Below are 2,177 nucleotides of genomic sequence, written 5' to 3'. Positions count from 1 at the left end.
GCGAATGCTGCGGTCTTGATGGCGGCGATGTCAGCGGTTTCCAGCGCAGCAACTGCGTCGGTGCTCAGGGCAGCAACTTGCGCGCTGCTCAGGGCATTCGCTTCAGCGGTGCTCAGGGCGACGATCAGGTCGGTGGTCAGTGCCTTGATCTGGTTGGTCGACAGGCCAGCAATCGCAGCCGTTTTCAGGGCAGCGAAGTCCTGGGTTTGCAGCGCGGCGATGGCGTTGGTCGACAGGGCAGCCACTTGTTGAGTGGTCAGCGAAGCAGCCTGGCTGGTGGTCAGCGCGACGATGGCGTCGGTGCTCAGACCCGATACAGCGGCGGTGGTCAGCGCAACGATCTGGTTGGTCGACAGCGCAGCCACTTGATCCGAGGTCAGTGCGGCCAGTTGCGCCGATTTCAGGGCAGCGATGCCGGCGGTGCTGATACCCACGATGTCGCGGGTTTCAATCGCGCCGATGGCGTTGCTCGACAGAGCACCCAGTTGGGCGGTGCTCAGTGCTGCCAGTTGCGACGAGGTCAGCGCGACAACCTGGTCGGTGGTCAGACCGTTGGCGATGGCATTGGTGCTCAGGGCGCCCAGTTGTGCGGTGGCCAGACCGTTGACTTGCTCGGTGGTCAGTGCAGCAACTTGAGCCGAGTTCAGGGCCGCGAACGAGGCGGTCTTGATCGAGGCGATGTCAGCGGTTTCCAGTGCAGCGATAGCGTCGGTGCTCAGGGCAGCAACTTGCGCGCTGCTCAGGGCATTCGCTTCAGCGGTGCTCAGGGCGACGATCAGATCGGTGGTCAGCGCTTTGATCTGGTTGGTCGACAGGCCGGCGATGGCAGCCGTTTTCAGGGCAGCGAAGTCCTGGGTTTGCAGCGCGGCGATGGCGTTGGTGCTCAGGGCAGCAACCTGCTGAGTCGTCAGCGCGGCAGCTTGACTGGTGGTCAGCGCGACGATGGCGTCGGTGCTCAGGCCCGATACAGCAGCGGTGGTCAGCGCGATGATCTGGTTGGTCGACAGCGCAGCCACTTGATCCGAGGTCAGGGCAGCCAGTTGCGCCGATTTCAGGGCAGCGATACCAGCGGTGCTGATACCGACGATGTCGCGGGTTTCAATCGCGCCGATGGCGTTGCTCGACAGGGCACCCAGTTGGGCGGTGCTCAGGGCAGTCAGTTGCGACGAGGTCAGAGCGACAACCTGGTCGGTGGTCAGACCGTTGGCGATGGCGTTGGTGCTCAGTGCGCCCAGTTGTGCGGTAGCCAGACCGTTGACTTGCTCGGTGGTCAGTGCAGCAACCTGTGCCGAGTTCAGGGCCGCGAACGATGCGGTCTTGATGGCGGCGATGTCAGCGGTTTCCAGCGCAGCAACTGCGTCGGTGCTCAGGGCAGCAACTTGCGCGCTGCTCAGGGCATTCGCTTCAGCGGTGCTCAGGGCGACGATCAGATCGGTGGTCAGCGCTTTGATCTGGTTGGTCGACAGACCGGCGATGGCTGCGGTTTTCAGGGCAGCGAAGTCCTGGGTTTGCAGCGCGGCGATGGCGTTGGTCGACAGGGCAGCCACTTGTTGAGTGGTCAGCGAAGCAGCTTGGCTGGTGGTCAGCGCGACGATTGCGTCAGTGCTCAGGCCCGATACAGCGGCGGTGGTCAGCGCAACGATCTGGTTGGTCGACAGCGCAGCCACTTGATCCGAGGTCAGTGCAGCCAGCTGGGCCGATTTCAGGGCAGCGATGCCGGCGGTGCTGATACCGACGATGTCGCGGGTTTCAATCGCGCCGATGGCGTTGCTCGACAGAGCACCCAGTTGCGCGGTGCTCAGTGCGCTCAGCTGTGCCGAGGTCAGCGCGACAACCTGGTCGGTGGTCAGACCGTTGGCGATGGCGTTGGTGCTCAGTGCGCCCAGTTGTGCGGTAGCCAGACCGTTGACTTGCTCGGTGGTCAGTGCAGCAACCTGTGCCGAGTTCAGGGCCGCGAACGATGCGGTCTTGATGGCGGCGATGTCAGCGGTTTCCAGCGCAGCAACTGCGTCGGTGCTCAGGGCAGCAACTTGCGCGCTGCTCAGGGCATTCGCTTCAGCGGTGCTCAGGGCAACGATCAGGTCGGTGGTCAGTGCCTTGATCTGGTTGGTGGACAGACCGGCGATGGCTGCGGTTTTCAGGGCAGCGAAGTCCTGGGTTTGCAGCGCGGCGATGGC

The 2,177-nt window shown here is 63.6% G+C and carries 1 protein-coding gene; it reads right to left on the bottom strand.

Going from position 1 to position 2,177, the window contains the following annotated elements:
* Positions 1 to 2,177, bottom strand: a 2,177-nt coding sequence (locus BLS51_RS29910; protein ID WP_373994429.1) for a beta strand repeat-containing protein, incomplete at both ends; no start/stop codon positions are given.

Origin of the sequence: Duganella sp. OV510 (genome assembly GCF_900100205.1) — a bacterium.
Classification (GTDB): Bacteria; Pseudomonadota; Gammaproteobacteria; order Burkholderiales; family Burkholderiaceae_D; genus Rugamonas.
The sequence above is the reverse complement of the archived record's forward strand: the minus strand, read 5'-3'. Positions and strand labels throughout refer to the sequence as shown.